Genomic DNA, 25,857 nt, shown 5'->3' on the forward strand with positions numbered 1-25,857 from the left:
GCACCCTGCTGCGATATCGGCTGCTGCATCCACGCATGGCGTGGATCTACTGAACGGCTGGCGGCGATCCCTTGTTGGCACCCTGCTGCGATATCGGCTGCTGCATCCACGCATGGCGTGGATCTACGCGGATCCAGGGTGACAACCATGCTGCAGTAGATCCACGCCATGCGTGGATGATTGCCTCCGGGCGCCGACTCTGGCTCAGCCGCCCGCCGCGCTCACCCGTATCGCCAACAACTCGCCGCCGCCCTGCAATGCATGCCGCTGACGCTCACCGGCGGCCAACCACGCGGTATCGCCGGCCTGCATCGCGGGCAATCCACTGTCCGCGCCGAACATGGCCTGCCCGCCCAACAGGTGCAGGGCCCAGGCCACGCCCGGCTCGCAGAAGAAGAACATCGGCCCGACCAGTGGACGATGCAGCAGCTCGGCCTGCAGCAGTCCGCGCTTCCACATCAGGTTGAAATCGTGGGTGGTGCCGTCCACCAGCTCGCCGTGCAGCGCAGCCTCACCGGCAAAACGCACGCGCCCATGCGGTGGCAGCACCTCGGCTACGCGGCCGTCCTCGAAACGCAGGCGCACGCCATTGCCCTGCAGCAGCACCAGTTCGCGCTCGACGCCCGGGAATGCGGAAAACGCGGCGTCCTGCTCGATCTCGGCCACCGACAGGCGCAACGCCCAATCATCGCCCTGCGCTGGCAACCGCAGGATCTCGCGGGTCCAGCCGAGGCCGTTGCGCCAGCGTTCGCGGCGGTAGTCCAGGCTGGAAATCACCTGGCTCGGGGTCTGCAGCAGGGAGTCGATGTTCATGCGCGCATTGCATCATGCCGCGCGCCGCAACGCATCAACGCGTTGCAAGACCCGCAGCCGTACCGCAATCGCCGCCCAGCAGCTGTGAGTGCTTGAGCCAGTCCTTGTCGGGGTAGTACGCAAACACCATCGTGCCGCCTCGCAGCGCGTCGATCAGCGGCTTGGCCACCGACAACCGCACCGCCGGGCAGCCCAGACTGCGCCCCAACCGCCCCTGCAACTGCGCAGTGGACGGATTCACATACGGCGCACCGTGGATGACGATGGCGCGCTCGCGTGCACGATCGTTGAACCCCGGCTCCAACCCTGCCAGCCGCAGCGAATAGCCGTTGCCGCCCATGTAGGTTTCCTGCGCGGTGAACGCACCGATGCTGGACATGAAGCTGCCATCGCGGTTGGAGAAATGTTCGGTGCGGTTCTCGCCGCTGTTGCGGCCGTGCGCCACCCACTCCTCAAACAACAGCCGCTGGCGGGCGAGATCGAAGACCCACATCCGCGGCTCGGTGGACGGCCGCGAGTAATCGATCACGCTCAGGCGTTCACTGCTGACTCCCAGCTCCGGCCGCTGCAGTGCGCAGCGCATGGCGTGGGCAGCCAACTGCAGAACCCGACGGTCGGCCTTGGGCGCGGTGCGTGCCAGCTGCGCGGCGAGGTCGTCGGCGCTGATGGCGGCAATGGGCGTCTGTGCCCCGGCCGGGGCACTGGCAGTGGTTGCCAGCAGGACAAGGGCGGCCAGCCGGCACAGGCGGGAAGCAGACATGGGCACGTAGGGAGGTCTCAGGATCCCTTGAGGGTGGACGCTGGCGGCTCTGATTCCAAGACCGGCTGCATTCCCGATTCAGCCGCGCTTGGGCGCACCGCCGGCAGCGACGTCACCAGCAGGGTCGTGCCCGGCACCAGCACCTGGTACAGCTGACGGGCGAAATCAGCCGGCAGTGCCATCGGTAACGACGGCGTGGCCAGCAGGTCCGGCGTGGCCTGGGCGCGGTCCTGGCCGAGCAGCGGATACGCCGTCCACTGGTGCAGGCGCTGCTGTGCATCAAGCGGGCTGGGCGTATCGCTGTAGCCCTGGCCCATCACGAACAGGGTGGTGCCCTGGAACGCTGGCAGCGCGTCGGCCTTCAGCGGCGACTCACCGATCATCACGCCATCGCGCAGCACGTACAGGCGCTGGTCGTGCAGGCTGACCAGGATGCCGACCTGGCCACTGGGTGCCGCCGCATCATCCCACCAGGCCTTGTCGGGAGCTCCGCCCTCGCCTTCCGGCAGGGCTTGGCCGCGTGCATTCACCGGCGCCAGTACCGCCGGATAGGCCAGCGTCATCGGCGCGCTCTTGGCATCGGCCACGACCACCGTATCGCCGCGCTTGGTTTCGCTGAACAGCTTCTGGGCGAAGGCCTGCGGCAGGCGCACGCAGCCATGCGAGGCCGGGTGCCCGGGCAGGCTGCCGCCGTGAAGGGCGATGCCGTCCCAGGTCAGCCGCTGCATGTACGGCATGGGTGCGCTGTTGTAGAGGTTGGAGCGGTGGTCCTTGTCCTTCTGCAGGATGGTGAACACACCGGTCGGCGTCTCATGGCCGGTCTTGCCCGAGCTGATCGTGGTCAGGCCGATGGCAATGCCATTGCGGTACACGTAAGCCCGTTGCTCATCCAGGCTCACCACCAGCACGATCGGACCGGCCGGCGAGACTTCCGGATGCCACAGGTACTCGCCCGGCTTGAGGTCGGTCGGCCCGCGTACTTCGGAAGTCGTGGCCACGACAGGCTTGGAGGGGGCGGCCGCCTGTGCGGCGCACGGCAGTGCCAAGGCCACGGCGAGCATCAAGGTCAAACGGTGCAGGTGCATCCAGCAGGTTCCATTCCATGCGAAGGCCCCACCGTACACCATGGGCACGTCGCAGCCGCGCCAAAAGAAATTGCCCGGCGACACAGCCATGTGTCGTACCGGGCAATCGTCACGTCCCTGTCGGCCTGCTGCCACCCCCTCGCATCCTGCGAAGCGGGGGCGGCGTTGCGTCCTGCACGCGGCCGCGTCTGTCCTGTTTGTATCTCAGCCCCTTCCACAGGTCTGTGATGCCACCATCCTGGTGATTGGTGCCGCATCCCTGCGACGGTCGGCGGCTGCAGCCATCCTGTCCGCAGCCATTGAACCTGCATCCTGCAGATTCCGACGATTCCTGTTGTCAGCGCCTGGGTACGGTTCGCACCGGTACCGATCCGGGTACCGGATCCGCAGGCAACATCGTGTTGCCAACGGTGATCCGTCGTCGATTCCGTTCGACGATCGATGTCCCTATCCCCTTCACCTGCGTCAGGTCCTCGACGCGGTGAAACGGGCCGTGTCTGCGCCGGTGCTCGACGATCGCCGCTGCCTTGGTGGCCCCGACCATCGTCAATCCCTGCTGCAGCGCCTGGGCATCGGCCCGGTTGATGTCGATCGGCTCGGCAGCTTGCGCTCCCGCGATCCACATTCCCAGCACCAGCGCCCTTAACACGACAAACCAAGGCACTACGTGTATCTCCTTGTGGTTCTGACCGTCCCGACCGGCAATCCCGTCGGTCGAAACAGTGTCCGTCACCACATGCACACAGCGTATAGGTTTCACGGATTTCTAAAAGCCAGCCAAATACCCGACGTGATGTAGGGAAAACCCTACCCTTGGCCGAGGCGTAGAATGGGCGGATCAGCCATGCAACCGGAGTTTCAGATGGACAGCGCCAAGCTCGGCCAATTCGTCAATGACAAGTGGGACAGCGAAATCGTCCCGCAGTTGGTCGACTACATCCGCATTCCCAACAAGTCGCCGATGTTCGACGCCAACTGGGTGCAGAACGGCTACATGGAGCAGGCGGTCACCCTGATGGAAAGCTGGGCCAAGGCCCAGGACCTGCCCGGGCTGAACGTCGAAGTGGTCCGCCTGGAAGGCCGTACCCCGCTGATTCTGCTGGAAATTCCGGCTACCGGCGCCGAAACCGGCGACGACACCATCCTGCTCTACGGGCACTTGGACAAGCAGCCGGAGATGACCGGCTGGGACGACGACCTGGGCCCGTGGACCCCGGTCCTGCGCGGCGACAAGCTGTATGGCCGTGGCGGTGCCGATGACGGCTACGCCATCTTCGGCTCGCTGGCCGCCGTGCTGGCACTGCAGGCCCAGGGCTTGCCGCATGCCCGCTGCGTGGTGCTGATCGAAGCCTGTGAAGAGTCGGGCAGCTACGACCTGCCGGCCTACGTGGACCATCTGGCTGACCGCATCGGCAAGCCGTCGCTGGTGGTCTGCCTGGATTCGGGCTGTGCCAACTACGACCAGTTGTGGTGCACCACTTCGCTGCGCGGCCTGACCGGCGGCAACTTCTCGGTGAAGGTGCTCAACGAAGGCGTGCACTCCGGTGACGCCTCCGGCGTGGTGCCGTCCAGCTTCCGCCTGCTGCGCCAGCTGCTGTCGCGCATCGAGGACCAGGACACCGGCCGCATCCTGATCGACGGCATGAACGTGGAGATTCCGGCCGAGCGCCTGGAACAGGCCAAGCGCGCCGCCGACGTGGTCGATACCGCGATCTTCGAAAAATTCCCGCTGGTCGACGGCCTCAAGCCGATGAACGACGACCTGACCGAGCTGGTGCTCAACCGCACCTGGCGCCCTGCCCTGTCGGTGACCGGCATCGGCGGCATGCCGCCGCTGGAATCGGCCGGCAACGTGTTGCGCCCGCATACTGCGGTGAAGCTGTCGCTGCGCCTGCCGCCGACCGCCGATGGCAAGACCTGCGGCGAGCTGCTGAAGGAAGCGCTGCTGCGCGATCCGCCGAACGGCGCGCAGGTCACCCTGGACCTGGAAAAGGCCTCCACCGGCTGGAACGCGCCGGCGATGGCACCGTGGCTGACCAAGGCCATCGACGATGCCAGCCAGACCTTCTTCGGCAAGCCGGCGATGTACATGGGCGAAGGCGGCTCGATCCCGTTCATGGGCATGCTGGGCGAGAAGTTCCCGGGCGCCCAGTTCATGATCACCGGCGTGCTCGGCCCACACTCCAACGCCCACGGTCCGAACGAGTTCCTGCACATTCCGATGGGCAAGAAGGTCACCTCGTGCGTGTCCAAGGTGATCAGCGAGCACTACGCGGCAAGCCTGCGTGGCGAGACCAGCGGTTCGCCGGTGGCTGCCGACAGCGGCACCCGCCACGGCGACCACGGCTGCTGCTGATCCAGACACACCGTGACGGACGCAGCCCGGCCTTGCTAGGCTGCGTCCATCCTTCGAGAGCACTGATTGCATGAACGGTCTGTTTGGCAGCACCAGCTGGCTCTACATCATCCTGGTCGGCTTCTTCGTCGGCCTGCTGGGACGCTTCTTCATGCCCGGCAACAACCGCATGGGCTGCCTGCTGACCATCGTGCTGGGCATCATCGGCGCGCTGCTGGCCGGCTGGTTCGGCCAGTACATGGGCTGGTACGCGCCCGGTGAACCGGCCGGCTTCCTCGGCGCGGTGCTGGGTGCGGTCGTCGTGCTGGCGATCCTGCGCCTGTTCAGCGGCCGCCGCTGAGCCGCCACCTCCTTTTTCATTCTGCCCCGACGTTGGCGCGCCCGGCGCGCCCGGATATGCCTGCATGACCGAACCCGCCTCTGATCCCCTGCGCAGCGCACAGCGTCTGCAATGGGCCCGCACCCAGCTCGACGACGGCAACGCCGTGGTCGAACGCGCCTCGGTCGATGCCGGCATGCGCAGCTACTGGCGCACCACCAGCCAGCGCGGCAGCCACATCGTGATGGACGCCCCACCGGGGCTGGAAGACCCCACGCCGTGGCTGCGCATGCGCGGCCTGCTGCACGATCACGGCCTGCGCGTACCCGCGCTGCTTGCCCAGGACCTCGACGCCGGCTTCCTGCTGCTGGAAGACTTGGGCGGCCCGACGCTGGCGAAGATCCTCGACGAACGCAATGCCGACGAGTGGTTCAGCCGATCCATCGATCAGCTGCTGCGCCTGCAGGCCATTCCGGTGCCGGCCGATTTCGGCCAGTTCGGCGAAGCGCTGCTGCAGCGTGATGCCGGCCTGTTCGACGAGTGGTTCCTGCAACGCCATCTTGGCCTTGAACTGGACTGCGGCGAGATCGAAGGCCTGCAGCTGGTGCACCGTCGGCTGATGGACAACGCGCTGGGCCAGGCCCAGCTGATGACCCACCGCGACTACATGCCGCGCAACCTGATGCCGGTGGATGGCGGCCCCGCGGTGCTGGATTTCCAGGACCTGGTGCGTGGCCCGATCGCCTACGACGCGGTAAGTCTGTTCAAGGATGCCTTCCTGAGCTGGCCGCTGCAGCGCGTGGACGAATGGCTGGCGCAGTATCACCAGCGCGCGCGCGACGCCGGCTTGCCGATACCCGACCGTGCCACCTTCCTGCGCGATGCCGACTGGATGGGCATCCAGCGCCACGTGAAGATCCTCGGCCTGTTCTGTCGCCTGCGCTATCGCGACAACAAGGGCCACTACCTGGACGATGCGCCGCGCTTCATCGCCTACCTCGATGAAGTGCTGCCGCGCTACCGCGAACTGGCGCCCCTGCAGCAGTTGCTGGAAACGCGCATCAAACCGGCACTGGCCGAGCTGTCCGCGCCGATGCGCGTGCTGCGCTGAAGGCCGCATCGATGAAGGCACTGATTTTCGCCGCCGGCCTGGGCGAGCGCATGCGTCCCCTCACCCTGCACACGCCCAAGCCGCTGCTGTCGGTGGCCGGCAAACCCCTGATCGTGTGGCATCTGGAGCGATTGGCTGCGCTCGGCATCCACGATGTGGTGATCAATACCGCATGGCTCGCCGAGCAGTTCCCGGCCGCATTGGGCGATGGCAGCCAGTGGGGCCTGCGCCTGCATTTCATGCACGAAGGCGATACCCCGCTGGAAACCGGTGGCGGCATCCTCAATGCATTGCCGGTGCTGGGGGACGATCCGTTCCTGGTAGTGAACGGCGATATCTGGACCGATTTCGATTTCGCCACGCTGCCGCGTGAACCGGCCAGCCAAGCGCATCTGGTACTGGTCGACAACCCGGCGCAGCACCCCAATGGTGACTACCGGCTGGACGCGCACGGTGTGCTGCACCATGACCGCGAAGGCCCGTGCCTGACCTATGCGGGCATCGGCGTCTATCGTCCTTCGATCGTGGCCGATTGGCGCGCGGTGATCGGTGAGGCACCTGGCAGCGAGCGCGTGCCACCGAAGTTCTCGGTGGTGCCGTTACAGAAGCATTTCATGGCACAGGGGTTGATGACGGGGCAGCACCATCGCGGGCGCTGGACCGATGTCGGGACGGTGGATCGCCTGCGCGCGCTGGATGTTGAGTTGGCTGCGAGCGGCTGAGCCCCTCGTGGTTGGTCGCATCTGAAGCAGAAGCCTTGCTTGGCCGGGCGGGATGGGCTGCGCAGGGGACGCTGCAAGTACGTCCATGTAAGCTCGGTCGCCGCATCCATGCGGCTCACGCCCCTGCGCAACCCACCCCGCCCGGCCTCTGACAGTTTCCGTGGGCGTCCAGCCACGGAAGAAAGAAAAAAGCAGAAGCGGGTCGCCTCGCTGCGCTTGCTCTGGTGACGACCAACGGTCGCCACCCACCACAAGCAGAGAACGTCGGATCCAAGGCAGTCCTTCCCCGGAAAGTCTCATCCACGCATGGCGTGGATCTACTTGTCGCCATCATGGCGCCAACGCCCCTGCATGGCTCACCCGCCCGGCCTCTGACAGTCTGCGTGTGCGTCCAGCCACGGAAAAGAAGGAAAAGCAGAAGCGGGTCGCTTCGCTCTGGTGACGACCAACGGTCGTCACCCACCACAAGCAAGACACGTGTCGACCAAGGTCGACACCCACCAACAGCAGTGCAGAACGCCGACACACCAGATCGCGGGAACCTGTCGAAGGCGGGGTGGCTCAGGTTGCGGGGGCGTGAGCGCCATGGATGGCGCGACCGAGGCTACATGGACGTACTTGCGCCGTCCCCCGCAACCTGAGCCGCCCCGCCATCCCTCAGGAAGCCAGCTTTTGACGTTGACGTTGCTTCGGCGGGTGCAGGGCGCAGCCCTGCCGGACAACATCCCTCAGTAGCGGGGACGGCCTTCTTCCAGTACCTGGCGCAGGAACGGCACGGTGATCCGCCGCTTCGCCGCCAGCGATTCGCGATCCAGCCAGTCCAGCAACGTGATCAGCCCACCCAGCTCGCGCCCGGTGTGCGACAGCAGCCACTCGATGGCGGCCTCGTCGATCGCCAGCCCCCTGCGCAGCGCGCGCTCGCGCAACACCGCCGCGCGGCCTTCCTCGTCCAGCGGCTGCAGCAGCACGCGCACGCATTGGCCCAGGCGCGAGCGCAGGTCCGGCAGCACCAGGCCCAGTTCGCCCGGTGACTTCTGTGCGGTGTACAGCACCGTCACGTCGGCAGCGCGCGCGCGGTTGTGGAAATCGAACAGCGCGATTTCGTCCTCACGATTGCCTGCCACCGCATCCAGGCCATCCAGCGCCACCAGCTCGCGCTGCTCCAGCCCTTCCAGCGCCACCCGCACCCGGCCGACCACGCTGGCCAGCGGTACATAGGTCGGCAGGCGCCCGGCCTGCTCGGCGCTGGAACACATCGCCAGCGCCTGGTGGGTCTTGCCGGTGCCGGCCGCGCCTTCCAGGTACACCCAGTCGTGGCTGGCCCCTACCGCGATGGCATGCAGCTGCGCCAGCGCGCCGTCCGGCGCGCCGATGAAGCTTTCCAGCCGCTGGTCCCGCGGGTAATGCAGGGCCAGCGGAAGTTGCGGCACACCAATCACTTCAGTTCCGGACCCTTGTCATTGCCAGGCACGATGATATGGGGCTGGTCGATCACACCATCAAGCACGATCGCGGGCTTCTCGCCGGCGTACAGCTCACTCTGGCGGTAACGCTGGTGCGCATAGCGCAACAGCACATTGCTGACCGCCGCCACCGGCAGCGCCAGCAGCATGCCCAGGAAGCCGAACAGCTGGCCACCGGCCATCACCGCGAAGATCACCGCCACCGGGTGCAGGCCGATCTTGTCGCCGACGATGCGCGGGGTCAGCACGTAGCTCTCCAGCAGCTGGCCAACGGTGAACACCACGCCCACCAGGATCAGCAGTTTCAGGTCGAACCCCTGCGCCTGCACCAGCGCAGCCACGATCGCCATCAGGATGCCGGTGGTCGCGCCCAGGTAGGGAATGAAGCTGATCAGGCCGGCGATCAGGCCAATCAACAGGCCCAGCTTGAGCCCGACCAGCGACAGGCCACCGGCGTAGATCACACCCAGCGCCAGCATCACCAGGAACTGCCCGCGGATGAACGCACCGAGCACTTCGTTGGATTCACGCGCCAGCGCGGTGATCGTGCCGATCTGGTTGCGCGGAATCACCGACGCCACGCGCTCGACCAGCTTGTCCCAATCACGCAGGAAGTAGAACGCCAGGATCGGCAGCAGCAGCAGGTTGACCACCCATGTGACCACCGTGAACCCCGAGCGCGAAACATAGCCCATGAAGGTCGTTGCGAACCCGCCGGCCTGCTGCCAATGGCTGCGCACCCACTCGATCAGGCGGTCCGGGTCCATCCACTGCATCACTTCCAGCCCGGTCTTCTGCTCGAACCAGGGAATGCCCTTCTCCATCAGCCAGGCCTGCGCCTGCGGGGCCGCTGCGATCAGCGTGGTGATCTGGCGCTCGATCATCGGCACCAGCACCAGCAACAGTGCCGTGATCACCAGCACCATCGCCACGAACACCAGCACCACACCGGTCATGCGCGAGCGGCCAGTGGCCTCGATGCGGTCCACCAGCGGGTCGCCCAGCCAGGCCAGCGCCAGCGCCAGCACGAACGGGGTCAGGATCGGTGCCAGCAGCCAGACGATCCAGCCGATCAGGCCCGCCAGCAGGATGTACTTCAGCCGTCGCAGGAACTGCGCGATTTCCGCTTCCGGGGACAGGATCATCGCAGGCGGTACTCGTTGCTGACCGGCGCCGGTGCCGGTGCACCGGTCGTATCGTCGATCGGGGTCGGCAAGGCCGGCAGGGTCGCCGACGGCACCAGCACGCCGTTGTCGCCGAGCATGCGGTTGAAGCCGGCCAGGCCGGTGGTCAGTTCCAGATTCAGCTCCAGATGGTCGGCGGTCGCGCGCAGCGGAGTGACGTTGCGCACCACCGCGACTTCACGCAGGCCAGCGGCCAGGCGCAGGTATTCGTCCGCGCTGTTGATGCCGGTCACCACCACGCGGTAGGTGCCCGCCTGGCCGGTGGCCGCACCGGCCTTGGCATAACGCTTGACCAGCGCGTCGGCAGCGCCATCGGCACCGGCGGCCATCGCGCGCATGGCGTTGGCGTCCTTGCTGGTCCACTTGTTCAGTTCACGGCCGTTGTCGACGAACACCCAGTCCGCCTGCCAGCCGCCATTGGCACGGTACAGCTTGCCGATCAGCTGCATCGGCGGCGAGTAGCGCGACGAGGCCCGGGCGACAGCGGCGCTGTCCTGGCGCCAGATGGCACCGGCCAGGGCCTGCTCGGCGGCGCCACCACTGGGCAGGCCGAGCTTGTAGCCGCGCTCGATGGCCCGGCTCAGCAGCGGCCGCGCAGCATTGGCCTGCTGCACGCTGACCAGGCGCGGACCACTGCCGTCGTCGACGGCCAGCCACAGCACCGGCTTCGGCCGGGGCTGCGGCCATAGCGGCAGGCCCAGGGCCGACACCAGCCCGTCCACGTCATCCTCGCGGAAGCGCGCGACCAGCAGGGTACGGAAGCTCGGCGCACCGCTGGCGCCCACGCTCTGGTCCTGCTTGTAGTCGTAGCTGGCCACGTAGTCCTTGGCATTGCGCAACGCCTGCGCCACGCCGGGGCGCGACATGACGCTGCGATCGCCGGATAATTTGCCCAGTACAACGCTCAACGCGCGGGCAAGTGCACCGTTGCGGTCAGCCTCGGCTTGGCTGTTGACGGGCACTTCGGCCTCGTACGCACCACTGGCAGTGGCAACATCCCCCTCGGTTCGCATGCCGCTCTGGGCCATCGTGGCCACCGGCAGGCACAGCGCAAGGAGCAGGGTCAAAAACAGGCTGCGGCGCATCAGGACATCCATTGGCTCGACGTATCCGGGGGGAATTGTTGCCCGAATACGGCCTTTGCGCCAATGCGGCCTGTTAAAATCGGCGATTCAACCCCTGCCAGCGCCGACGCCCGTGACCAACAGCCCGTCTTCCGCCCCTTCTCCCCTCACCTACCGTGACGCGGGTGTCGACATCGACGCCGGCAACGAACTGGTCGAGCGGATCAAGCCCCTGGTCAAGCGCAGCTTCCGTCCGGAGGTGATGGGCGGCCTGGGTGGCTTCGGTGCCCTGTTCGACCTGTCCAACAAGTACCGCGAACCGGTGCTGGTGTCGGGCACCGACGGCGTCGGCACCAAGCTGAAGCTGGCCCACCAGCTGAACCGCCACGATACGATCGGCATCGACCTGGTCGCCATGTGCGTGAACGACGTGCTGGTGCAGGGCGCCGAGCCGTTGTTCTTCCTGGACTACTTCGCCACCGGCAAGCTGGACATCGACACCGCCGCCGCGGTCGTGGGCGGCATCGCCAATGGCTGCACCGAGGCCGGCTGCGCCCTGATCGGTGGCGAAACCGCCGAGATGCCCGACATGTACGCGCCGGGTGAGTACGACCTGGCCGGCTTCACCGTCGCTGCAGTGGAAAAGAGCGAGCTGAAGGACGGCGCCCATGTCGCCGCCGGCGACGTGCTGATCGGCATCGCCTCGTCCGGCCCGCACTCCAACGGCTATTCGCTGGTCCGTCGCATCTACGACCGCGCCGGCCGCCCGGCCGAGCTGGAACTGGAAGGCGGGGTCAAGCTGGTCGATGCGCTGATGGCCCCCACCCGCCTGTACGTCAAGCCGATCCTGTCGTTGCTGAAGTCGCACGGCGATGCCATCCACGGCATGGCCCACATCACCGGTGGCGGCCTGACCGAGAACATCATCCGCGTGGTGCCCGAAGGCCTCGGCCTGGACATCCAGGCCTCGTCGTGGACCCTGCCGCCGGTGTTCCAGTGGCTGCAGAAGGAAGGCGCGGTGGCAGACAGCGAGATGTGGCGCACCTTCAACTGCGGCATCGGCTTCGTGCTGATCATCGCTGCGGAACAGCTCGAGGCCGTATCCGCTGCGGTCAAGGCGGAAGGCCTGGAGCACTGGACGATCGGCCAGGTGGTCACCGCCCAGGGCGGCGAACGCGTCCACATCGCCTGATCCACTGGACAAAGGAACCCGCATGGACGCACCTCCTCCCTTGTCGACGCCGCCGGCTCCGCCGGTGCTGCCGCCGAACCCGGCCGTGCCGGTGTTCGGCCCGCAGGACGCCACCCAGCTGCGCCAGCTGGCGATCGGCCACTATGTGGTCGCTGGCCTGATGGCGGTGTTCTCGCTGGTCTTCGTCCTGCACATCGTGCTGGGCATCGCCATGCTGTCCGGCTCGCTGCCGATGAAGTCCGGCGGTGAACCGTCATCGCCGGAAGAGCAGCAGTTCGTCGGCTGGCTGTTCACCGTGATGGGCGTCTGCATCGTGCTCGGCGGGCTGACCCTGGCAGGCTTCGTGGCCTATGCCGGCCGCTGCCTGTCACAGCAGCGCCGCTACCTGCTGTGCATGATCGTGGCGGGGCTGGCGTGCCTGTTCACCCCCATCGGCACCATCCTCGGCGTGTTCACCCTGGTCGTGCTGCTGCGCCCGCAGGTGAAGGCCACCTTCGCTGGCCAGGCGGGTGTGGCATGAGCGATGGCATGAAGCCACCGCCGCTGCCACGGCAGCCCCTGGCGGACCTGCAGACCGCAAGCCACCTGCGCAACCTGAAGATCCTGTTCTACGCGCTGGCCGGCTTCCATTGGCTGGCAGCGCTGGTGTTCCTCGGCTTTGTCGGCATCGTCGCCTTCGAACGCGGAATGGACGACGGCGCGGTGCTGGCGACGGTGTACGGCGCGGTGTCGCTGCTGGCCATCGGCTTGGGCTTCCTGCAACTGCGCACCGCGCGGCTGCTTGGCCAGCGCAGCCACCTGGCTTGGTGTCGCGGCGCGGCCTGGGCAGCGGTGATGGCCGGCCCACTGGGCATGGCCCTGACCGCCTACGCGGTGTATTTCCTGCGCAAGCCGGAGATCGCCGCACTGTTCGACCGTGGCGACCACGTCAGCGTCTGAGCTGGCAAGCGCATGTTCCGTCTCTTCTGCTGATCGCCCCGACATGTCCACGCCCGCTGCCCCCACGCTCGCCCGCAACCGCGCCAGCCACTCACTGTCGGCACCGAAGAAGGCCGCACTGGTCGCGGTGCTGGGCATCTTCGCCGCCACCTGGATCCATCCCCTGTGGCCGCTCGAGCAGACCCTGCACAGTTCGCTGACGGTGATCGGCCTGCTGGCCCTGTGGTGGGTGGACCGGCGCTGGCAGCTGGGCAACGGCGCGTTCATCGCCATCTGCGGCTTCATCGCCATCCACTGCGTGGCCGCGCGCTGGCTGTACTCCAACGTCCCGTATGACGCATGGCTGCAGTCGCTGCTCGGGTGGTCGCCGGACGCAGCCTTTGGCTGGCAGCGCAACCACTTCGATCGCCTGATCCACTTCCTCTATGGCGTCTGCTTCACCCCGGCGTTGCTGCAGCTGGCGCGACATTCCTGGCCTGCGCTGCGCATCGGCCAGGCATTCACCCTGTCACTGATGGCGGTGATGTGCTCCAGCCTGGTGTATGAGTGGCTGGAATGGGGCATCGCCCTTGCCCTGTCGCCGGAAGCGGCCGAGGCCTACAACGGCCAGCAGGGCGACATGTGGGACGCGCATGCGGACATGCTGCTGGCGACCCTGGGCAGCCTGTTGCTGTGGCCGCTGGTACGCCGGAGCGTGGTGCGATGAGCATCTGCCGAATCGCCGTGCTGGCATCCGGGCGCGGCAGCAACCTGCAGGCCATTGTCGACGCCATCGCGGCAGGGCGACTGCAGGCCGAGATTGTCGGCGTGTTCTCCGATCGTCCCGATGCGACCGCCCTGGAGCGGGTGGCAACGGATCGGCGCTGGGGGCATGCGCCGAAGGAATTCAGCAACCGCGCCGCCTACGAGCAGGCGCTGGGTGATGCGCTGGCAGCATCCACGCCGGACTGGATCGTCTGCGCCGGCTACATGCGTATCCTCGGCGCCGATTTCGTACAGCGGTTCAATGGCCGCCTGGTCAACATCCATCCCTCGCTGCTGCCGCTGCACAAGGGCCTGCACACCCATGCACGGGCGCTTGAAGCCGGTGACGTCGAGCACGGCGCCAGCGTCCACCTGGTGGTACCGGAACTGGATGCCGGCGCGGTGCTGGCGCAGGCGCGGGTTCCGGTGCTTGCAGGCGATGATGCGCAGACCCTGGCAGAACGCGTGCTCGCAGTGGAGCATCCGCTGCTGATCGGGACGCTGGAACTGCTCTGTGCAGGCCGCCTGACTGAACGGGAAGGCCAGCCGACATTCGACGGTCACCCCCTGTTTAGCCCGTTGGCTCTAGATTCCGCCGGGAACCTGAACCGGTAACGCCCGTGCACACGCCCCGCTGACTGCGCGGCTGGCATCCTGCTCCCCTCCTGCGGTTCCTGTCGGCCATGAAGACCACGTCCCTGCTGCGTACAACCCTGCTGCTGCCGCTTGCCGTCCTTGCCTGTGCGGGCTGGGGCCAGGCAACGGCGCCTGCTGCGCCGGCACCTGCCGAGGTGGCACCGCCGGTGCTGCCCGCCCTGGCTTGGGAGCCGCCGCCGCTGCAGCCGTTCAGCGCGACCTATCAGGCGTTCTACAGGGGCAAGGAAGCAGGCGATGCGACCATGCAGGTGACCCACACCGGCGGCAGCCAGTGGCGGGTGGACATGCAGGTGGTCGGCCGCCGCGGCTTTGCCAGCGTGCTCGGCCTGAACATCGAGCAGAGCACGGTGTTCGAAGAGCGCAGCGGTGTGTACGCGCCGCTCAGCCAGAGCACGGTGCGCAAGGGCCTGTTCCTCGGCAAGAAGGCGGTCGGCACCTACAACTGGCAGGCCGGCACCGCGCAGTGGAGCGGCGACGTGGAAAAGAAGCGCGCCCAGCCGATTCCACTGCAGGCCGGCGACCAGAGCGCGTTGCTGATCAACCTGGCGATCATGCGCGACGCGCGTCCCGGCGCGGCTATGCACTATCGCTACGTCGACATGGGCAAGGTGCGCCAGCACGATTACCAGGCCGCGCCGCAGACCGAGAACGTCGAGGTCGGCGACCTGTCCTACAACGCGCTGCGGGTGTATCGCACCAACGGCGGCAACAATGAAACCATTCTCTGGATCGCCAACGGTGTCCCCACCCCGGTGCGCATCCTGCAACGTGAAGACGGCGAAGATCGCGTCGATCTGCGCCTGATCGAATACCAAGGAGTCTGAGCATGAACACCCTGACCCGCCCCCTGACCTGGATCGCCGCTGCCGCACTGTCGGTGGCCAGCCTGCCGGCCATGGCCCTGCAGCCGTTCAAGGCCGACTACCTCGCCAGCTACATGGGCATGCAGGCCAACGGCAGCATGACCCTGGCCAGCGAAGGCACCAACAAGTGGCGTTACAGCCTGCAGGTCAAGAACCAGCTGGCGGACCTGAGCCAGACCACCGTGTTCGAGGAAGTGCGTGGGCAGCTGCGTCCGCTCAGCAGTCAGGACCGCTCTGCGCTGCTGGTGAAAAAGCGCAATGTGCAGGCCAACTACAACTGGACCAGCAACCAGGCCACCTGGACCGGCGACATCAAGCCTGACCGCGCCGGACCGATCGCCCTGAAGGCCGGCGACATGGACGCGCTGCTGATCAATCTGGCCATCGCCCGCGACCTGGCTGCCGGCAAGCCGCTGACCTATCGCATGGTCGACGAGGGCCGCATCAAGAACATGACCTACCGCGTGGTGGGCAAGGAATCGGTCACCGTTGGCGGCAAGAGCTACGAGGCGACCAAGGTCTCGCGCGTCGACGGCAACAAGGAGCTGATTGCCTGGATCGTGCCGGAGTTCCCGGTGCCGGCGCGCATGCTGCAGCGTGAGAGCGGCCGCGATGCGCTGGACCTGACCATCAAAGCGATGAACTGACCGACGATGCGCGCCATCCACGCATGGCGTGGATCTACTGGGACGCAAAGTAGATCCACGCCATGCGTGGATGGATGTCCCAGAAAAAACGCCCGCTTTCGCGGGCGTTTTCTTTATTTCTTCGGCGTTTCCGCCGGCGCGAACTCGGTGCGGCAGTCCACCCGGATCTGCTCGCCCGTGGATCGACGCACGAAGGTACGGCAATGGCGGTTGCCGTCCTGGCTGTCGTTGACCGCCACCGCGTAGAACGACTGGATGATCTCGTCACGGGTTACCGTGCCGTCGCCGTTCCAGTCCATGTCCTTCTGCTCGATGCCCTTGGTGATGGCGATGTTGGCGTACCAGGCATAGCCCAGCCACGCCAGCACGATCAGCACCAGCACCAGAAGCGCCTTGCGGCGACGGCTGAACCTGCCGCGCAGGATCATGCGGCCACGCGCCGGATGGTGGCGCCGAGCGAAGACAGCTTCTCTTCGATGTTCTCGTAGCCGCGATCAAGGTGGTAGATGCGATCGATGGTGGTATCGCCATCGGCCATCAAGCCGGCCAGGATCAGCGACGCGGACGCGCGCAGGTCGGTTGCCATCACCGGTGCACCGCTCAGGCGCTCGTGACCACGCACGATGGCCGTGTGGCCTTCCACCTGCACATCCGCGCCGAGGCGCAGCAGCTCGTTGACGTGCATGAAACGGTTCTCGAAGATCGTTTCATTGATCACGCCTACGCCGTCGGCGACGCAGTTGAGCGCCATGAACTGCGCCTGCATGTCGGTCGGGAACGCCGGATACGGCGCGGTGGTCAGGTTGACTGCCTTCGGCCGCTTGCCGTGCATGTCCAGGGTGATGCTGTCTTCGGTGGTCTCGATGGTCGCGCCGGCTTCCACCAGCTTGGCCAGCACCGCGTCCATGGTGTTCGGGCGCGCGCGGTTGACGGTGACCTTGCCACCGGTCATCGCTGCAGCCACCAGGAAGGTGCCGGTTTCGATGCGGTCGGGCAGCACTTCATGGCGGCCACCGGACAGGCGTTCGACGCCTTCGATGACCAGGCGGGCGGTGCCCAGGCCTTCGATCTTCGCGCCGAGAGCGATCAGGCAATGCGCCAGGTCGGTGACTTCCGGTTCCATCGCCGCGTTGTCGAGGATGGTGGTGCCTTCGGCCAGCACTGCGGCCATCAGCACGTTCTCGGTACCGGTCACGCTAACCATGTCGAAGGTGAAGTGGCCACCCTTCAGGCGCTTGGCGGTGGCCTTGATGAAGCCGTTCTCGACCACGATGTCGGCACCGAGTGCCTGCAGGCCCTTGATGTGCTGGTCGACCGGGCGCGAACCGATCGCGCAGCCGCCGGGCAGCGATACTTCGGCGGCGCCGAAGCGGGCCAGCAGCGGGCCCAGCACCAGGATCGAGGCACGCATGGTCCTGACCAGCTCATACGGAGCCACATGCTGGTTGACCGGGCGCGGGTCGACCACGATCGCGCTGCCGCGCGACAGCGTGCCCTGGTCGATGGTCACTTTCGCGCCCAGTTCGCCCAGCAGCTTCACCGTGGTCACCACGTCGTGCAGATGCGGCACGTTGGTGATCTCCACCGGCGCGTCGGCCAGCAGGGTTGCGCACAGGATGGGGAGGACGGCGTTCTTGGCGCCGGAGATGCTTACTTCACCGTGCAGCGCAGCGCCGCCGGTCACAACGATCTTGGCCATGTATTGGGGATCTTCTGCGGTTCAGCCGGCTTCGGCCGGGGTCACGGTTTTCAATGCGAGCGCGTGGATCGCGCCGCCCATCAGGTCGCCCAGAGTGGCATACACCATCCGGTGGCGGGCCAGCGGCATCTTGCCGGTAAAGGCCTCGCTGACCACGGTCGCTTCGAAATGCACGCCATCGTCACCCTGCACGTCGGCGCGGGCGCCGGGCAGGCCGGTTTCGATCAGATTGCGGATGGTGTCGGCGTCCAACGGGCTTTCCTAATAAAATGTGCGTCCATTCTACTTCCGCTGCGTGGCGTCCGCATGGCCGAATCCCTGTTGCCCCCCCGTTCCGCCGACCCTGCCGCCCTGGTCGCCAGTGGCCGGCGCGTGTTCGAGATCGAACGGCAGGCGCTGGACGCCGTGGCCGACCGCCTCGGCGACGCCTTCCAGCAGGCCTGCCGGGCGATCCTGGGCGGCCGCGGCCGGGTGGTCGCCACCGGCATGGGCAAGTCCGGCCATGTCGCGCGCAAGATCGCCGCCACCCTGGCCTCCACCGGCACCCCGGCGTTCTACGTGCACCCGGGCGAGGCCGGCCACGGCGACCTGGGCATGATCACCGAGGACGACGTGGTGCTGGCCCTCTCCTATTCGGGTGAATCGGATGAGCTGCTGATGCTGCTGCCGGTGCTCAAGCGCCAGGGCAATGTGCTGATCGCCATGACCGGCCGCCCGCAGTCGAGCCTGGCCAGCGCCGCCGATTTCCACCTGGATGTGAGCGTGCCGGCCGAAGCCTGCCCGCTGGCGCTGGCGCCCACCTCCAGCACCACCGCCTCGCTGGCGATGGGCGACGCCCTGGCGGTGGCCCTGCTGGACGCGCGCGGCTTCACCGCCGACGATTTCGCCCGCTCGCACCCGGCCGGCAGCCTCGGCCGCCGACTGCTGCTGCACATCACCGACGTCATGCACACCGGTGAGGACCTGCCCAAGGTCGATGTCGGCGCCAGCCTCAGCGAAGCGCTGATGGAGATGAGCCGCAAGCGCCTGGGCATGACCGCGGTTGTCGACGACCAGGGTGTGCTGATCGGCCTGTTCACCGACGGCGACCTGCGCCGCGCCCTGGACACCGACCTGGACGTGCGCACCGCGAAGATTGCCGATGTGATGACCCGGCAACCGCGCACCATCAGCGCCGACAAGCTGGCGGTAGAGGCTGCGCGGCTGATGGAAACCCACAAGATCACCGGCCTGATCGTGGTCGACAGCCAGGGCCGCGCGGTCGGCGCCCTGAACATTCATGACCTGTTGCGGGCCCGGGTGGTTTAACCGACAGTCCGTAGACCCCATTCAGTCTGTACCAACGAGCCCGCAACCACTGAGTCCGATGCCCTGATGCCCTGGTCCCCCCTGCCCGCCTTCCCCGCCCATCTGCATGCCGTTGCGGCCAATATCCGCCTGGCCTGCTTCGACGTGGACGGCACCCTCACCGACGGTCGGCTGTACTACGACAAGGATGGCAACGAGAGCAAGGCGTACTTCGTGCAGGATGGCCTGGGCCTGAAACTGCTGCAGCAGCACGGTATCCACCCCGTGCTGATCACCGCGCGCAACAGCCAGTCCGCGCTCAAGCGCGGCGCCGACCTGGGCATTGACACCCAGATTGCCGTCGGCGACAAGCTGGCCAGCGTGCAGGCGCTGTGCGCGCAGCACGGCATCGGCCTGGGGCAGGTGGCCTTCATGGGTGACGACCTGCCGGACCTGGCGCCGCTGGGCGCGGTCGGCCTGGCCGTAGCCCCGGCCAATGCGCATCCGTGGATCGCCGAGCGCGTGCACTGGATCACCCGCGCCGACGGTGGCCGTGGTGCCGCGCGCGAGCTGTGCGACGTGCTGCTGGCCGCACAGGGCCGCCTGGACGCCGTGCTGGCGAGGTTCGGCGCATGAATGCCCCCTCCTTGAACTGGCGGATGATCCTCGGCGTCGGCCTGCTGCTGGCTGCCCTGCTGAGCAGTTGGGCCGCGCTGCGCAACCGTGAAAAGGCACCTGTCGTCGAAGGCCAGGACGCCGGTGTGGACTACATCCTGCACGACTTCCAGATCGTCGCCCTGGACGAACACGGCAAGGAATCGACCACCCTGCGCGCGCCCCTGCTGGAACGCCAGCGTGGCGACCAGACGCTCAACATCACCACCCCGCTGTTCGAAATGCCCGACAAGGATGGCAAGCACTGGACGCTGCGTGCCGAGACCGGCTGGCTCAGTGCCAAGGGCGATGAGATGAAGCTGCGGGGCAACGTCGCCGGCGACAGCCCGGCCGATCCCGGCGTGGTCCCGACCACTTTCCGCACCGACCACCTGGATGTATTCCCGAAGGACAACCGCGCCCGTACCGATGCCCTGGTGACCATGACCCGGCCGGGCATGGAGCAGTCCGGCGTCGGGTTCGAGGTGGATTCGAAGAACAACACGTATCATTTCCTCAGCCAGTCCAAGGGCCGTTACACGCCCAAGCGCTGATTCCGCCGCCCGCCCGCGACGTCTTCCCGACAGGCGCGAAGCAGGCAGCCCCCACCCGCCGCCCCCGGTCCCGCCGGAGGGCCACCACCGGTAGAACGGACCCCGATGAAGATTCCCTTTGCAGCCGTGCTCGCGCTCAGTCTTCTTGTCCCCGCTGTCGCCTTTGCCAAGTCGACGGACCGCAATGAAGCGATGAACATTGATTCCGGCGCGCAGTCCGGCACCCTCACCGGTGATGGCAAGACCGTGCTGTCCGGTGGCGTGATCATCACCCAGGGCACCCTGGACCTGCGCTCATCCGAAGCGGAGATCTACCTCAAGGGCGGCGAAGCCGTGCGTGCGGTGTTCACCGGCAAGCAGGCCAAGATGAAGCAGCAGCTCGACGATGGCACCTGGATGGATGCGGTGGCCGACCGGATCGACTACGACATCACCACCGAGATCATCACCCTGACCGGCAACTACAAGGTCACCAGCGCGCGCGGCACCAATGCGGGCCAGCGCATGGTCTACAACACCCGCAGCGGTGAAATGAACTCCGGCGGCGACGGCAGCCGCGTGCGCACCGTGATCCCGCCGAAGAACAAGACGCCAGCGGCCGCCCCGGCTGCGGCCCCGGCGGGAGGCAAGAAGTAATGCTCGTCGCAACTGGCCTGCGCAAACGCTACAAGCAGCGCGAAGTCGTCAAGGACTTCGGGCTGACCCTGGACGCCGGTGAAGTGGTCGGCCTGCTCGGTCCCAACGGTGCCGGCAAGACCACCTGCTTCTACATGATCGTGGGCCTGGTCGGTGCCGATGCCGGCAGCATCGTGCTGGACGGCAAGGACATCACCAGCGACCCGATGTACACCCGCGCCAAGCAGGGTGTGGGCTACCTGCCGCAGGAACCGTCGGTGTTCCGCAAGCTGACCGTGGCCGACAACCTGCGCCTGGTGCTGGAACTGCGCGAGGACCTGGATTCGGCGGGCCGCGAGCGCGAACTGAACAGCCTGCTCGACGAACTGCAGCTTGGGCATGTATCCGAACAGCTCGGCGCCAGCCTGTCCGGTGGTGAGCGCCGTCGCTGCGAGATCGCCCGTGCACTGGCCGCCAAGCCGCGGCTGATCCTGCTCGACGAACCCTTCGCCGGTGTCGACCCGATCTCGGTCGGTGAAATCCAGCGCATCGTCACCCATCTCAAGCAACGCGGCATCGGTGTGCTGATCACCGACCACAACGTGCGCGAGACCTTGGGAATCTGCGACCGCGCGTATATCCTCGCAGAGGGCACCGTGCTGGCCCAGGGCTCGCCCGAGGCGATCCTGGACAATGCCGACGTGCGCCGCGTCTACCTTGGGGATTCCTTCAAGCTGTAACCGCGGCCGTCGGGGCCTCTCCCTTCCGTTCGGCACAGGCATGAAGACTCGGCTGCAGACATCGTTGGGACAGCAGCTGGTGCTTACGCCCCAGCTGCAGCAGGCGATCAAGCTGCTGCAGATGTCCACGACCGAGCTGGAGCTGGAAATCGCACAGGCGGTGGAGAGCAATCCGCTGCTGGACTGGTCCGACAGCAGCGACGAAGGCGCCGGTGTCGACAAGGACGGCAGCAGCGAGGACGCGGGCGGCGACAATGACGCCCCGCCCGACAACGCTGAAAGCAACGGCGACGACTGGGCGCCTGCCGAGCTGGACTGGAGCAGTGGCGGCAGCGGCGGTAGTTTCGATGACGACGACGACAACGGCAGTGCCGCCGAACGCGTTGCCGAAACCGAAACCCTGGCCGACCACCTGCTGTGGCAGCTGCACCTGACCCACCTGTCCAAGCGCGACCGCAGCATCGGCGCCGCGCTGATCGATTCGCTGGAAGACGATGGCTATCTGCGCGAACCGCTCTCGGCCATCGCCGAAGCGCTGTTGCCGGCGATCCACGCCGGTGAAGACGAAATCCTGACCGTGCTGCACCAGATCCAGCGCTTCGACCCCGTTGGCGTGGCCGCACGCAGCCTTGGCGAATGCCTGCAACTGCAGCTGGACGTGCTTCCTGCTGATACCCCGTGCCTGGCCCTGGCCCGGCAGGTTGCTGCCGGCCCACTGGAGCAACTGCCGCGCTCGGGCGTGACCGGCCTGGCCCAGCAGTTGAAGCAGCCGCTGGCCGAGGTCGAGACCGCCGTGGCCCTGCTGCGCTCGCTGGACCCGCGCCCCGGCACCCAGATCGCCCCGCTCGCCCAGGATACCTACGTGGTACCCGACGTGGTCGTATGGCGGCAGAACGGCATCTGGCGCGCCGCGCTGGCCGCCCATGCCGGCCCCAAGCTGGTGATCCACCGCGGTTACGAGCAGATGATCCGTCACTGCGGTGACGCCGATGCCGGTTATCTGCGCGGCCAGCTGCAGGAAGCGCGCTGGCTGCTGAAGGGCCTGCAGGCGCGTGGCGAGACGCTGCTGCGGGTGGTGCGCAGCCTGATCCAGCAGCAGGCGGGCTTCCTTGAATTCGGCGAACAGGCACTGCGCCCGCTGACCCTGCGCGAGATCGCCGGCGAACTGGGCCTGCACGAATCCACCGTATCGCGCGCGATCGCCCGCAAACATGTGCGTACGCCACGCGGCACCCTGCCGCTGCGCGCCTTCTTCGCCTCGGGCATCGACACCGACGGCGGTGGCGAAGCGTCCAGCACCGCCATCCAGGCCATGATCCGGCGTCTGATCGATGACGAGAACCCACGCAAGCCGCTTTCTGACGCCAAGCTGGCTGACCTGCTCAAAACATCGGGAATCCCAGTAGCGCGGCGCACCGTGGCGAAGTATCGTGAGGCCATGAACATCTCCGCCTCGCACGAAAGAGTCAGAATCGTTTGACGCGCCGCCGCGCCCGGCGGAGAGGTTCATTGGCACTTCCGATCAAAGGAGAAACCCGATGCGCATCGAAACGTTTGGCAAAGATGTCGAAGTCACCCCGGCCCTGCAGTCCTATGTAGAGGAGAAGCTGGCCCGGGTCGGCAAACACTTCGACCAGCACTGCGAAGCGCGGGTGACCCTCAAGCTGCAGAAGACTGAGCACCACGTCGATGCCAGCCTCAATATCCCGGGTCAGACCCTGCACGCTGAAGCCAATGCGCAGACCATGTATGCGGCGATCGACCTGCTGGCGGACAAGCTTGACCGCCTGGTGATCAAGCACAAGGAGAAAAAACAGCAGCACGCACCGCTGCCGGTGGGCGACAATGGTGGCTGATCGCCACCGCTCCCCGCAGACATGCCCCTGACTGACCTCCTGGCGGCCGTGCAGACCCAGCTCTGCACGGCCACCGACCGCGACAGCGTCCTGCAGGCCGCGGCCGGATTGCTGGCCTGCCGCCAGGCCAACGCCGAACAGATCTATCTCAACCTGTGCCAGCGCGAAGCGTTGGGCAGTACCGCGATCGGCTACGGCATCGCCATCCCGCATGGTCGTGCGCCGACCCTGGATCGCCCCCGTGGCGCGCTGCTGCGCCTGCAGGCCCCGGTCGATTTCGGTGGCGACGAGCCGGTGGACCTGGTGTTCGCCATGGCCGTTCCCGCCCACTACACCCATCAACACCTGATGCTGCTGTCCGAGCTGGCCGAGCTGTTTTCCGCGCCCTGCATCCGCCAGGCGCTGCGCGAGGCCGGCGATGCACGGGAGCTGCGCCAGGCCCTGGACCTGACCCCACCGGCGAGCGCCGCATGAATACCAGCATCACTGCCCGCGAACTGTTCGAACAGCAGCGTGAGCGGCTCGGCCTGCGTTGGGCAGCGGGCAAATCCGGTGAGAAGCGCGAGCTGGAGGCCGGCAATACGGTCTCGCGACGCCCTTCGCTGGCCGGCTATCTCAATGCGATCTATCCCAACAAGGTGCAGATCCTCGGTACCGAGGAACTATCCTGGCTGGACGCGCTGGAACCACGCCAGCGCTGGGAAACCATCGAAAAGATCATGCAGTCGCATCCGCTGGCGCTGGTGCTTACCCGCAACCAGCCGTGCCCGGAAGACCTGCGCGCGGCCGCCGATGAATCCGGCACGCCGCTGTGGTTGTCACCCAAGCGCGGCCACGAACTGCTCAACCATCTGTCCTACCACCTGGCCCGGACGCTGGCGCCGCGGGTGATCCTGCATGGCGTGTTCATGGAGATCTACTCCATCGGCGTGCTGATCACCGGTGAAGCGGGGTCAGGCAAGAGCGAGCTGGCCCTGGAACTGCTCAGCCGCGGTCACCGCCTGGTGGCCGACGATGCCCCCGAGTTCACCCAGATCGCCCCCGACGTGCTCGATGGCACCTGCCCGGAACTGCTGCAGGACCTGCTGGAAGTGCGCGGCCTGGGCGTGCTGAACGTGCGCGAGATGTTCGGCGACACCGCTGTAAAGAAGAACAAGTACCTTCGGCTGATCGTCCACCTGACCAAGCCGATGACCGAGCCCACCCCCCATGGTTACGAGCGCCTGACCGGTGACTCGGGCACGCGCCACGTGCTGGACCTGGACGTGCCGCTGATCACCCTGCCGGTGATGCCCGGCCGCAACCTTGCCGTTCTGACCGAGGCGGCCACCCGCCTGCACATTCTGCGTACCAAGGGTATCGACCCAGCGGCAATGTTCATCGCCCGCCACAGTAACCTGCTGGAACGGCGAACGCCCTGACCCCCTGTCCTTCGAAGAGCCCGTCCATGAGCACCGTCATTCCCACCGCCCCGACCCTGATCATCGTCAGTGGCCTGTCCGGCTCGGGTAAATCCGTCGCCCTGAAGACCTTCGAGGACCAGGACTACTACTGCTCGGACAACCTGCCGATCCAGCTGCTGCCGGATTTCGTGCGCAATGTGCTGAGCCACCACGACGGCGCGGCATCGCGTCGGTTGGCGGTGGGCATCGATGTGCGCGGGCAGAGCGACCTGACCCAGTTGTCCAGCTGGCGGCAGCTGGCCACCGATGCCGGCGTCGACGCCAAGGTGCTGTTTTTCGAGGCCAGCGATGAAACGGTGCTCAAGCGCTACGCCGACACCCGCCGCCGGCACCCGCTGAGCCAGCTGGGCCTGTCGCTGCCCGAAGCGATTGCCCGTGAGCGCGAGCTGATCGCGCCGCTGCGCCGCGAAGCCGATGCGGTGATCGATACCAGTGCGTTGAACGTGCATCAGCTGCGCCGCCGCATCATCACCGAATTCGCGATGGGCCATGCCACCCGCCTGTCGCTGCTGTTCGAATCGTTCGCCTATAAGCGTGGCGTGCCGGCCGAGGCCGATTTCGTGTTCGACGCGCGCGTGCTGCCCAACCCGCATTGGGATCCGGAACTGCGTGCGTTGAGCGGCCGCGAACCCGGCGTGCGCGACTACCTGGAGGCGCAGCCGGATGTGCAGCGCTACCTGGCGCAGCTGATGGATTTCCTGGATACCTGGCTGCCCAAGCTGGGTGACGGCACCCGCAGCTATGTGACGGTGGCCTTCGGCTGCACCGGCGGCAAGCACCGCTCGGTGTTCCTGGCCGAACGCCTGGCTCGCCATGCGCGTGAGATGGGCTGGGAAGACGTGGCGACGTACCACCGCGAGCAGGATTGAGGGGGGTCGGCCGGGCTGCGCCCGGCACCCGCAGAAACCACGGCAACGTCAACGGCAAGAGCCGGATTACGTGGGATGGCGGCGCATCGTCGTTTGGCTGTTGGTGGGTGTCGACCTTGGTCGACACAGTAGATCCACGCCATGCGTGGATGAATCTCTGTCAGGCATCGAAAAAACGGATGGGGTCGGGTCCCTTTTTCA

The 25,857-nt window shown here is 66.7% G+C and carries 31 protein-coding genes; 21 read left to right on the top strand and 10 right to left on the bottom strand.

Annotated features, from left to right (window positions below; translation table 11 throughout):
• Positions 1-204 precede the first annotated feature (204 nt).
• The 4 genes from AC1DKR_RS04975 to AC1DKR_RS04990 all read right to left on the bottom strand — a co-directional run bounded on the left by AC1DKR_RS04975 (position 205) and on the right by AC1DKR_RS04990 (position 3,322).
• Positions 205-813: a HutD/Ves family protein gene (locus AC1DKR_RS04975; protein WP_223494429.1), complete on the bottom strand. Its 609-nt coding sequence runs from the start codon at positions 811-813 to the stop codon at positions 205-207.
• A 34-nt stretch (positions 814-847) separates the two neighbouring features.
• Complete coding sequence (locus AC1DKR_RS04980) at positions 848-1,573, bottom strand: murein L,D-transpeptidase catalytic domain family protein (RefSeq protein WP_478031486.1); 726 nt, start codon at positions 1,571-1,573, stop codon at positions 848-850.
• A gap of 17 nt (positions 1,574-1,590) precedes the next feature.
• Complete coding sequence (locus AC1DKR_RS04985; protein ID WP_105164937.1) at positions 1,591-2,658, bottom strand: L,D-transpeptidase; 1,068 nt, start codon at positions 2,656-2,658, stop codon at positions 1,591-1,593.
• 337 nt (positions 2,659-2,995) lie between these two features.
• On the bottom strand, positions 2,996-3,322 hold the full coding sequence (locus tag AC1DKR_RS04990; RefSeq protein ID WP_025873998.1) for a ComEA family DNA-binding protein: 327 nt from the start codon (positions 3,320-3,322) through the stop codon (positions 2,996-2,998).
• 198 nt (positions 3,323-3,520) lie between these two features.
• Here AC1DKR_RS04990 and AC1DKR_RS04995 point away from each other — a divergent pair, with 198 nt between their 5' ends.
• The 4 genes from AC1DKR_RS04995 to murU all read left to right on the top strand — a co-directional run bounded on the left by AC1DKR_RS04995 (position 3,521) and on the right by murU (position 7,166).
• Positions 3,521-5,014, top strand: coding sequence for a M20 family metallopeptidase (locus tag AC1DKR_RS04995; RefSeq protein ID WP_223494426.1), 1,494 nt, complete (start codon positions 3,521-3,523; stop codon positions 5,012-5,014).
• 70 nt (positions 5,015-5,084) lie between these two features.
• On the top strand, positions 5,085-5,354 hold the full coding sequence (locus AC1DKR_RS05000) for a GlsB/YeaQ/YmgE family stress response membrane protein (protein WP_025874000.1): 270 nt from the start codon (positions 5,085-5,087) through the stop codon (positions 5,352-5,354).
• Positions 5,355-5,418: 64 nt separating this feature from the next.
• Positions 5,419-6,444 carry an aminoglycoside phosphotransferase family protein gene (locus AC1DKR_RS05005; protein WP_478031489.1) on the top strand — a complete coding sequence of 342 codons (1,026 nt, stop codon included), beginning with the start codon at positions 5,419-5,421 and terminating at the stop codon, positions 6,442-6,444.
• Positions 6,445-6,455: 11 nt separating this feature from the next.
• Positions 6,456-7,166 carry an N-acetylmuramate alpha-1-phosphate uridylyltransferase MurU gene (murU, locus tag AC1DKR_RS05010; RefSeq protein ID WP_478031491.1) on the top strand — a complete coding sequence of 237 codons (711 nt, stop codon included), beginning with the start codon at positions 6,456-6,458 and terminating at the stop codon, positions 7,164-7,166.
• A 728-nt stretch (positions 7,167-7,894) separates the two neighbouring features.
• On the opposite strand, the gene hda is transcribed toward murU, so the two are convergent.
• From hda to AC1DKR_RS05025, 3 genes are read right to left on the bottom strand one after another with little or no spacing between them, the layout of a single operon-like run.
• Positions 7,895-8,602 (bottom strand): DnaA regulatory inactivator Hda, encoded by a 708-nt coding sequence (gene hda, locus AC1DKR_RS05015; RefSeq protein WP_032977533.1) that lies wholly within the window; start codon positions 8,600-8,602, stop codon positions 7,895-7,897.
• Positions 8,602-9,774 carry an AI-2E family transporter gene (locus tag AC1DKR_RS05020; RefSeq protein ID WP_478031493.1) on the bottom strand — a complete coding sequence of 391 codons (1,173 nt, stop codon included), beginning with the start codon at positions 9,772-9,774 and terminating at the stop codon, positions 8,602-8,604. Before AC1DKR_RS05020 ends, hda begins: the two co-directional genes overlap by 1 nt.
• Positions 9,771-10,898, bottom strand: a complete 1,128-nt coding sequence (locus AC1DKR_RS05025; protein ID WP_230112806.1) for a DUF2066 domain-containing protein — start codon at positions 10,896-10,898, stop codon at positions 9,771-9,773. The genes AC1DKR_RS05020 and AC1DKR_RS05025 overlap by 4 nt, the downstream gene beginning before the upstream one ends.
• A 112-nt stretch (positions 10,899-11,010) precedes the next feature.
• Between AC1DKR_RS05025 and purM the strand changes: the two genes are divergently transcribed.
• From purM to AC1DKR_RS05060, 7 genes are all read left to right on the top strand, one after another.
• Entirely contained in the window at positions 11,011-12,069 is a 1,059-nt protein-coding gene (purM, locus tag AC1DKR_RS05030; protein WP_478031500.1) for a phosphoribosylformylglycinamidine cyclo-ligase, read from the top strand.
• Positions 12,070-12,091: 22 nt separating this feature from the next.
• On the top strand, positions 12,092-12,589 hold the full coding sequence (locus tag AC1DKR_RS05035; RefSeq protein WP_140224784.1) for a hypothetical protein: 498 nt from the start codon (positions 12,092-12,094) through the stop codon (positions 12,587-12,589).
• The gene (locus AC1DKR_RS05040; RefSeq protein ID WP_478031506.1) at positions 12,586-13,008 is read left to right on the top strand and encodes a hypothetical protein; all 423 of its coding nucleotides are present in this window, start codon (positions 12,586-12,588) and stop codon (positions 13,006-13,008) included. Before AC1DKR_RS05035 ends, AC1DKR_RS05040 begins: the two co-directional genes overlap by 4 nt.
• A gap of 94 nt (positions 13,009-13,102) precedes the next feature.
• Entirely contained in the window at positions 13,103-13,714 is a 612-nt protein-coding gene (locus tag AC1DKR_RS05045; protein WP_478031800.1) for a DUF2238 domain-containing protein, read from the top strand.
• The gene (purN, locus tag AC1DKR_RS05050; protein ID WP_478031508.1) at positions 13,711-14,367 is read left to right on the top strand and encodes a phosphoribosylglycinamide formyltransferase; all 657 of its coding nucleotides are present in this window, start codon (positions 13,711-13,713) and stop codon (positions 14,365-14,367) included. Before AC1DKR_RS05045 ends, purN begins: the two co-directional genes overlap by 4 nt.
• A 68-nt stretch (positions 14,368-14,435) precedes the next feature.
• A complete protein-coding gene (locus AC1DKR_RS05055; protein ID WP_394196262.1) occupies positions 14,436-15,233 on the top strand; it encodes a DUF3108 domain-containing protein in 798 nt (265 codons plus the stop codon).
• A 2-nt stretch (positions 15,234-15,235) separates the two neighbouring features.
• On the top strand, positions 15,236-15,919 hold the full coding sequence (locus AC1DKR_RS05060; RefSeq protein WP_025874011.1) for a DUF3108 domain-containing protein: 684 nt from the start codon (positions 15,236-15,238) through the stop codon (positions 15,917-15,919).
• Positions 15,920-16,032: 113 nt separating this feature from the next.
• Here AC1DKR_RS05060 and AC1DKR_RS05065 read toward each other — a convergent pair whose 3' ends face one another.
• Genes AC1DKR_RS05065 through AC1DKR_RS05075 form a run of 3 tightly spaced genes read right to left on the bottom strand, consistent with a single transcriptional unit; the run spans position 16,033 to position 17,870 of the window.
• A complete protein-coding gene (locus tag AC1DKR_RS05065) occupies positions 16,033-16,347 on the bottom strand; it encodes an EF-hand domain-containing protein (RefSeq protein WP_223484809.1) in 315 nt (104 codons plus the stop codon).
• Positions 16,344-17,618, bottom strand: a complete 1,275-nt coding sequence (gene murA, locus AC1DKR_RS05070) for a UDP-N-acetylglucosamine 1-carboxyvinyltransferase (RefSeq protein ID WP_191078840.1) — start codon at positions 17,616-17,618, stop codon at positions 16,344-16,346. Before murA ends, AC1DKR_RS05065 begins: the two co-directional genes overlap by 4 nt.
• 21 nt (positions 17,619-17,639) lie before the next feature.
• Positions 17,640-17,870, bottom strand: a complete 231-nt coding sequence (locus AC1DKR_RS05075; RefSeq protein WP_478031513.1) for a BolA family protein — start codon at positions 17,868-17,870, stop codon at positions 17,640-17,642.
• A gap of 54 nt (positions 17,871-17,924) precedes the next feature.
• Here AC1DKR_RS05075 and AC1DKR_RS05080 point away from each other — a divergent pair, with 54 nt between their 5' ends.
• The 10 genes from AC1DKR_RS05080 to rapZ all read left to right on the top strand — a co-directional run bounded on the left by AC1DKR_RS05080 (position 17,925) and on the right by rapZ (position 25,656).
• On the top strand, positions 17,925-18,926 hold the full coding sequence (locus AC1DKR_RS05080) for a KpsF/GutQ family sugar-phosphate isomerase (RefSeq protein WP_353101476.1): 1,002 nt from the start codon (positions 17,925-17,927) through the stop codon (positions 18,924-18,926).
• Positions 18,927-18,992: 66 nt separating this feature from the next.
• A complete protein-coding gene (locus AC1DKR_RS05085; protein WP_478031516.1) occupies positions 18,993-19,541 on the top strand; it encodes a KdsC family phosphatase in 549 nt (182 codons plus the stop codon).
• Positions 19,538-20,113 carry an LPS export ABC transporter periplasmic protein LptC gene (gene lptC, locus AC1DKR_RS05090; protein WP_478031519.1) on the top strand — a complete coding sequence of 192 codons (576 nt, stop codon included), beginning with the start codon at positions 19,538-19,540 and terminating at the stop codon, positions 20,111-20,113. Before AC1DKR_RS05085 ends, lptC begins: the two co-directional genes overlap by 4 nt.
• A gap of 105 nt (positions 20,114-20,218) precedes the next feature.
• Complete coding sequence (gene lptA, locus AC1DKR_RS05095) at positions 20,219-20,749, top strand: lipopolysaccharide transport periplasmic protein LptA (RefSeq protein ID WP_089239301.1); 531 nt, start codon at positions 20,219-20,221, stop codon at positions 20,747-20,749.
• Entirely contained in the window at positions 20,749-21,468 is a 720-nt protein-coding gene (gene lptB / locus AC1DKR_RS05100) for an LPS export ABC transporter ATP-binding protein (RefSeq protein WP_478031525.1), read from the top strand. The genes lptA and lptB overlap by 1 nt, the downstream gene beginning before the upstream one ends.
• Positions 21,469-21,508: 40 nt before the next feature.
• Entirely contained in the window at positions 21,509-22,948 is a 1,440-nt protein-coding gene (locus AC1DKR_RS05105; RefSeq protein WP_478031527.1) for an RNA polymerase factor sigma-54, read from the top strand.
• Positions 22,949-23,006: 58 nt separating this feature from the next.
• On the top strand, positions 23,007-23,324 hold the full coding sequence (gene hpf / locus AC1DKR_RS05110; protein ID WP_312109583.1) for a ribosome hibernation-promoting factor, HPF/YfiA family: 318 nt from the start codon (positions 23,007-23,009) through the stop codon (positions 23,322-23,324).
• Between the two features lie 21 nt (positions 23,325-23,345).
• A complete protein-coding gene (locus tag AC1DKR_RS05115; protein ID WP_312787177.1) occupies positions 23,346-23,798 on the top strand; it encodes a PTS sugar transporter subunit IIA in 453 nt (150 codons plus the stop codon).
• Complete coding sequence (gene hprK, locus AC1DKR_RS05120) at positions 23,795-24,745, top strand: HPr(Ser) kinase/phosphatase (protein ID WP_004147299.1); 951 nt, start codon at positions 23,795-23,797, stop codon at positions 24,743-24,745. The genes AC1DKR_RS05115 and hprK overlap by 4 nt, the downstream gene beginning before the upstream one ends.
• Before the next feature lie 26 nt (positions 24,746-24,771).
• A complete protein-coding gene (rapZ, locus tag AC1DKR_RS05125; protein ID WP_230113210.1) occupies positions 24,772-25,656 on the top strand; it encodes an RNase adapter RapZ in 885 nt (294 codons plus the stop codon).
• Positions 25,657-25,857 lie beyond the last annotated feature (201 nt).

The organism is Stenotrophomonas sp. 01N47 (assembly GCF_056399165.1).